Origin of the sequence: Streptomyces sp. MK37H (assembly GCF_018035285.1) — a bacterium.
Lineage (GTDB): Bacteria > Actinomycetota > Actinomycetes > Streptomycetales > Streptomycetaceae > Streptomyces > Streptomyces endocoffeicus.
Genome location: NZ_JAAAYH010000496.1, coordinates 1 through 6,291, shown reverse-complemented (window position 1 = coordinate 6,291; position 6,291 = coordinate 1). Strand labels below are relative to the sequence as shown.

General features: G+C 74.5%; 5 protein-coding genes. All 5 read right to left on the bottom strand.

The window, feature by feature from the left end:
• The coding region (locus GWI24_RS38840; RefSeq protein WP_210950737.1) for an aminotransferase class IV at positions 1-697 on the bottom strand (697 nt) is incomplete at its 3' end.
• Between the two features lie 188 nt (positions 698-885).
• Positions 886-2,103, bottom strand: a complete 1,218-nt coding sequence (locus GWI24_RS38835; protein ID WP_210950738.1) for an FAD-dependent monooxygenase — start codon at positions 2,101-2,103, stop codon at positions 886-888.
• 1 nt (position 2,104) lies between these two features.
• On the bottom strand, positions 2,105-3,694 hold the full coding sequence (locus GWI24_RS38830) for a class I adenylate-forming enzyme family protein (protein ID WP_210950736.1): 1,590 nt from the start codon (positions 3,692-3,694) through the stop codon (positions 2,105-2,107).
• 10 nt (positions 3,695-3,704) lie between these two features.
• Positions 3,705-5,369, bottom strand: a complete 1,665-nt coding sequence (locus GWI24_RS38825; protein ID WP_308344238.1) for an AMP-binding protein — start codon at positions 5,367-5,369, stop codon at positions 3,705-3,707.
• Positions 5,366-6,291: aminodeoxychorismate synthase component I (gene pabB / locus GWI24_RS38820; protein WP_210950735.1), on the bottom strand; the 926-nt coding region annotated here is incomplete at its 5' end. The genes pabB and GWI24_RS38825, both read right to left, overlap by 4 nt.

The window sequence follows — 6,291 nt, the reverse complement described above, 5'->3', positions numbered from 1 at the left end:
CCAGCCACACCTCGCGGCCGTCCAGCTCCTGCACGGTGCGGCGGCGGTGCTCGGTGCGGACGCCCAGCTCGGCCGCCCGGTCCTGGACCAGGGCCGAGGTCACACCCGCCAGCAGCGGAAGCTCCGGGGGCGGCAGACACAGCACGTCGTCCTCCCACCACAGAACGCTCGCCGCCGTGCCCTCGAGGACCAGCCCGGAGGCCGTGGTGAGCAGCAGCTCCTGCGCGCCGCGGGCGGCGGCCCGCTCCCGCAGATGCGCCAGGAGGGAGAGGTCGGGGCCGGTGCGGCGGGGATGCGACCGCGGGTCGAACTCCTCGGTCAGGCACACGGTCACATTGACCGTCCGCGGCGGCGCGGGCCGGACCCGCAGGAACAGCCGGGCCGGTTCCGGACCGGCCAGCTCGACCCGTGGGAACCAGCGCTCGGTGCGGGGCAGGGCGGCGATCGCGTCGCGCCAGAAGCTCTCGATCCGGGCGGGGGAGTCGCCGCTCGCCTCGACGCACGCGGCGACGAACCGGCGGCGGTGGTGGTCGAGCCCGCGCACCCGCCCGTCGTCGACCAGCCAGGAGTCGGCGGCGAGCAGCGCGCTGTCCGGCACCGCCCGGGAGGGCATCAGCCCGCCGTCCTCGCGCCACATCAGCGTCCACTGCTTCTGGTCCGACGCGTCGGCGTGACCGATGTTCTGTGTGGCGACCATGTCCGCTTCCACGTCTCCGTCCCGATGTGCTCGACGTTCTCGATGTGCTGGATGTGCTCGATGTGCTCGATGTCCGGTGCCGTGCTGCCCCGGTTGCTTTCGTCCGCGTTCCGTTGTTCCGCTGTTCCGTTGTCCGGCCGGGTTCCCGGCCGCGCTCGCTGGATTAGCCGTACTCGCTGGATTGCCGGTCAATAGCCGCGCGCCGGGCCGCCCCGGGGGCCGTAAGGGGCGCGTTCCAGCCACTCCCCGCAGCGGGGGACCACCGGGGACAGGGCGGCCGCCGCGCGCTGGGCCGCCCGCTTCCACGGCCGGGGCCGCAAATGGTCCAGGGCCGCCCCGGCGGCCTCGCTGTTGTAGAGGGCCGCGCTCCGGCGGGCGGAGGCGTACCCGGCCACCGTCGCGGGTCCCCGCGATGGCTCGGAGCATGCCGCCGACACCGCCTCCGCCGCCGCGACGGCGTCCGCGATCCCGCTGTTCATCCCGCGGGCCCCGAAGGGCGGGAACAGATGCGCAGCCTCGCCCGCCAGCAGCACCCGGCCGGACGGATCCGCGAACGACGCGGCGACCTTGCGCAGGAAGTGGTACCGCGACACCCACAGCACCCGGTGGGCGCAGTCCTCGCCCACCAGCCGGGGCAGCCAGCGGCGCAGCGCCTTCTCGGTGCCGAAGGACTCCGGCGGATCGTCCGCCCGGCACTGCAGATCGATCTGGAAGCCCCCGGTGAACGGCACCCGCAGCACGGTGCGGCCGCCGGTGCCGGGGTGCTCGTAGTGGAAGACCCGCTCCACCGGCAGGTCGCCGCCGGGCGGATCCGCCACGTCCACGACCACGTGACAGCCGTCGGATTGGGTGCCCTCCAGCGGGATGCCCAGCGCCTCGCGCACCCCCGAACGGGCCCCGTCAGCGGCGATGACATGGCCGGCCGTCCAGCTCCCGCCGGCCCTGTCGGTCACCGTCACCCCGTCGCCGTCCGCGCGCACCTCGTCCACCTCGGCGTCGAAGCGGAACTCCACGCCCGCCTCCGCACACGCCTCGTGGAGGAACCGCTCGGTGTCCACCTGACGCAGGCTGGTGAACGCGGGCAGGGCCGTGGCCCCGTCGTCCCCGGAGGTCCGCGGAAAGGTCTGCGCGAACACCTCGCGGCCGCGGTAGAGGGTGCGCCGGGTGCGCCAGGTGGTTCCGTACGCCGCGATCCGTAGGCCCAGTCCCGGGCGGGCCCGCTCCAGCAGCCGCAGCGACCGCCGGTGGACGAACAGCGCGCGGCTGCCGGGCCGTACCCGGTCCCGCGCCCCGGCCTCCAGCACCAGGACCGGCAGCCCGGCGGCGCGCAGGGTGAGCGCCGCCGTCATCCCGACCGGCCCGGCGCCCACCACCAGAACCGGGCCACTGTCCTTACCCGCCGCCATGTCAGCCACCGACCGGTGCGGTGGACAGGGTGGGCAGCTCACCCGCGGCGAGCTGCCGGGCGATCTCCAGCCGCTTGATCTTCCAGGTGGCGGTGCGCGGCAGATCCTCGAAGCGGCACTGCACCGGCTCGGCCAGCGCCGGGAGATCCTCGGTCGCCCGCCGCCAGCTGTCGGGGTCCAGCGGCTCGTTCCCCCGGGTGCACACCACTGGTACCGGCTCGCGCCCCGGACCGTGGACGATGATCACTTCGCGGAGGTCGGCGAACCGCGACAGCAACTCGTCCTCCACCTCCAGGGTGCTGTCCACGGTGGAGATCTGGTCCACCTCGCGGTCCAGCAGATACAGCGCCCCCCACCGGTCGCGGTAGCCCATGTCGCCCATCCGCCACCAGCCCCGGTCCACCTGCCGGGCGTAACTCTCCGGCGCGCCGAGATAGGTGAGGATCCGGCCGCGGGTGCGCGCCTCGATGGCCCCCGTCGCACCCGGCGGGCACTTGCGGCCCCGCTCGTCCACCACCCGGATCCGGGTGAACCCGGGGATGCCGGTGCCCACCCGCCGTGCCTCCACCCGGTCCGCGCCCCGCCGGGTGTACCAGCCGAAGGCGATGGGCCCGGTCTCGCTCTGCCCGTACAGCTGCATCAGCCGGGGGTCGCGGCGCCGGGACGCGGCGAGCAGCCGCCGCACCGTACGGGGGTGGATGGCGTCGAACGTGGAGCCGTACGCCCGGACGTTGGACAGCGGGCCGTTCGGCGCGTCGGCCAGGTCCTCCCACAGCACATAGGTGTTGGGATGCGTCTCCACGATGCCGGGGCGGTGCGCCGCCAGCAGCGGGCCGGCGTGGGCCGGGTCGGGGTCGACGAGCAGCAGCAGCGGGCTGCCGAAGTGCAGCAGTACGCCCAGCAGATGGTAGACGCGGGAGTGGGCGAACGACATGTGCAGCGCGGCCGCCTCCCCGCGGGTGGCCCGGCCCAGCGCCTGCTGGGGCACCAGCCGGTTCCACATGGTGTGCGGGCAGTGCACGGCCAGCTTCGGTATGCCGGTGGTCCCCGAGCTGTGGGTGATCAGCGAGGGCTCCCGGGGGTGGAGCCGGATGGCCGGGCGGCGCGGCACCCCGGCGAGTGCGGCCAGCGCGATGGTGTTCCCGGGCGCCTCGTCCACCGTCAGCACGCCCCGGGCCAGGGTGGTGTCCACCGTGCTCAGCGTGGACTCCAGCGTCGCCCGGTCGGTGATCAGCCAGGGGGCGTGCAGCCGGTCCAGCAGCACCGCGGCCACCTGCCCGTCCAGCGAGGGCGACAGCAGCGCCGGGACCGCGCCGATCCGGGAGACGGCACAGGTCAGCAGCACGATGTCGACGTTGTCACCCTTGAGGATCGCCACATGCTCACTCGGGCGCACCCCCGCCGACCACAGCCGGGCGGCCAGGTCGTCGACCAGATCGGCCAGTTCGGTGTATCCGAGGTCGGTACCGGCGTCGGGGGCGACGTCCAGTGGCCGGTCCAGGGTCACCCTGACCCTGCCGTGCCGGGCCGCAGCCTCCTGGAACATCAGCCCCAGATAGAACCCGCGCTCGGGGAGAAGCCGCTGCAACATATCGAGGTCCTCATCGTTCGAAGTCGGTCAGGGGGCCGCGCGCCCGGGCGCGGCCGGCAAGCCGGTGTGACCCGTCACCAGCGGCCCGTGCGGACGACATGGCGCCGCAGCTTCCCCGTCGGGGTGCGCGGCAGCGCGGCCACCAGGCGTACGGTGCGCGGCGCCTTGTAGGCGGCGAGCCGCCGCCGGGCCAGCGCGACAGATCGGCCGTCAGGGTCTCCTCGTCCACCGCCGGGCCGTCCGGGCCGTCCGGGTTGCCCGAGCCCTCCGGGCCGGCCGCCCGGTCACCCGGGGCGGCCGTCGGTACGACATAGGCGCGCAGCCGGGTCGCGCCCCGCTCGTCGGGGACGGCCGCCACCGCCACCTCCCGCACCGCCGGGTGCTGCCGCAGCACCTCCTCGACCTCCAGCGGCGACACGGTGATCCCGCCGACCATCTCCAGGTCGTCCACCCGGCCAGGATGGCGATAGGTCCCGTCGCGCTCGCGCCGGGCCCGGTCCCGGGTGGCGAGCCAACCGCCGTCCTCCGGGCGGCCGGTGACCACCGTCGGGCCCCGCACCCACAGCTCGCCCTCGGCCGAGCCGTCGGCGCCGTCCGCCACTACCCCGCCCTCGCGGTCCCGTAGCTCCAGCTCGAAGCGGGGCACCGGACGGCCGAGGGTGCCGGGGGCGTTGTCCCACACCGTGTTGGCGCAGAAGGCGTGGCCCGCCTCGGTGGAGCCGATCTGCTCCAGCACCGGTACGCCGAGCAGCTCAACGACCCGCTCACCGAGGGCGGGCGGCAGCCACTCGCCCGCGCTGACCGCCGCGCGGACGGAGGCGAAGCAGGCCGCGTGGCCGGTACCGCGCTCGTCCACCAGGGCGGCGTACGAGGACGGCACCGAGTACAGCAGGGTCACCCGGTGCCGGGCCACGAGGTCGTCGATGAGAGCAGGGCCGGGGCGGTCCGCGGTGAGCACCGCGGCCGACCCTGAGAAGAGGGGGAAGGCGAAGGCGTTCCCGAAGCCGTAGGCGTAGAACAGCTTGGACACCGAGAACGACACGTCCGCCGGGCCGATGTCCAGCACCTCCTGCCCGACCAGGTCGTGATAGGCGGCCACATCGCCATGGCTGTGGACCACCGCCTTGGGGCGGCCGGTGGTCCCGGAGGTGTACTGGATGTACAGCGGGGTGGCGGCCGTCACCGGCTCGGCCGCCGGGGCCGGGGCCGCCGAGCCCAGCGTGGCGGGCGGGCCGGTCAGGGCCGGCAACTGGTCGGCGCCCAGCCAGGGGACGCCGTCGAAGTGGTCCTGGAGACCGGGGCCGGAGACGGCCATTGCGGCGCGCGAGTCCTCGGCCATGAAGCGGTGGTCGTCGGCGGTGAGCGCGGGGTCGACCAGCACTGCCACGGCGCCCAGCCGGGCGGCGGCCAGAAACGTGGCCACCCACATGATGCCGTCGGGTAACGCCAGCAGCACCCGGTCACCGGCCGCCACCCCCCGGCCCGCCGGCACGGTGGCCGCGCGCTCGGCGCGGTCGTGGACCTCGCCGTGGGTCCAGACCCGGTGGCCCTCGAGGAAGGCGGCCCGGCCGGACCAGCCGCGGCGGTCCGCGAGCGCCGCGAGATGCGCGGCCACATTGGCCGAGACGGTGGGCCCGATGGGCATGGGCGGGGCGGACACCGATACGGCGGTCACCGGCCGAGCTCCTCCGCCGCGGGGGCGGGCGGCGCCGCGGCGGCGGCCACCAGCAGATCGTCGATCTCCCCGCCGGACGCGGGCTCCACGGCTTGGTAGGCGCGCATGGTGGCGGCGGTCTTCAGCAGCATCTCCTTGTACTCCTCGGCCGGGTCGGAATCGAGGACGATGGCGCTGCCCGCGCCGATGTGCATCCGGCCGCCGGTGAACACGGCCGTGCGGATGACGATGTTGAGGTCGGCCGCGCCGTTGCAGCTGAGGTAGCCGAGTGCCCCGGAGTACACACCGCGGGCCTCGGTCTCCAGCGAGTCGATGATCTCCAGCGTGCGCAGCTTGGGGGCGCCGGTCATGGAGCCGCCCGGGAAGCAGGCCCGGACGGCGTCGACGGAGCTGGTCTCCGGGCGCAGCCGGCCGCGCACGGTGGAGACCAGCTGGTGGACGGTGGCGTAGGTCTCGGTGTTCATCAGCCGCGGCACATACACACTGCCCGACGCGCACACCCGCCCCAAGTCGTTGCGGAGCAGGTCCACGATCATCAGGTTCTCGGCGCGGGCCTTGGGGCTGGAGGCGAGGGCGGCCAGCGCCCGCGCGTCCTTCTCCGGGTTCTGGCCGCGCGGGGCGGTGCCCTTGATCGGTTTGGCCTCGGCGGTGCCGTCGGGGGTGATGCGCAGAAAGCGCTCGGGGGAGGCGCAGGCCACATCGGTGCCGTCGAACCGCAGATAGGCGGCGTACGGCGCCGGGTTGAACCGCCGCAGGGCCCGGTAGAAGGCGTAAGAGTCGCTGGGGGCGGGCAGCCAGGCGGAGTTGGTCAGGCAGATCTCATAGCTGGCCCCGGCGCGCAGCTCCCGCAGACACGCCTCGATCGAGGCCAGATACCGCTCCCGGTCCCGCATCAGCCAGGGCTCCACGGCGGCCGTGGTGG

What these genes read in the sequence shown, in the direction of transcription:
- GWI24_RS38835 (WP_210950738.1), bottom strand. Translation starts at nt 2,103, where the DNA reads ATGGCGGCGGGTAAGGACAGTGGCCCGGTTCTGGTGGTGGGCGCCGGG.
- GWI24_RS38830 (WP_210950736.1), bottom strand. Translation starts at nt 3,694, where the DNA reads ATGTTGCAGCGGCTTCTCCCCGAGCGCGGGTTCTATCTGGGGCTGATG.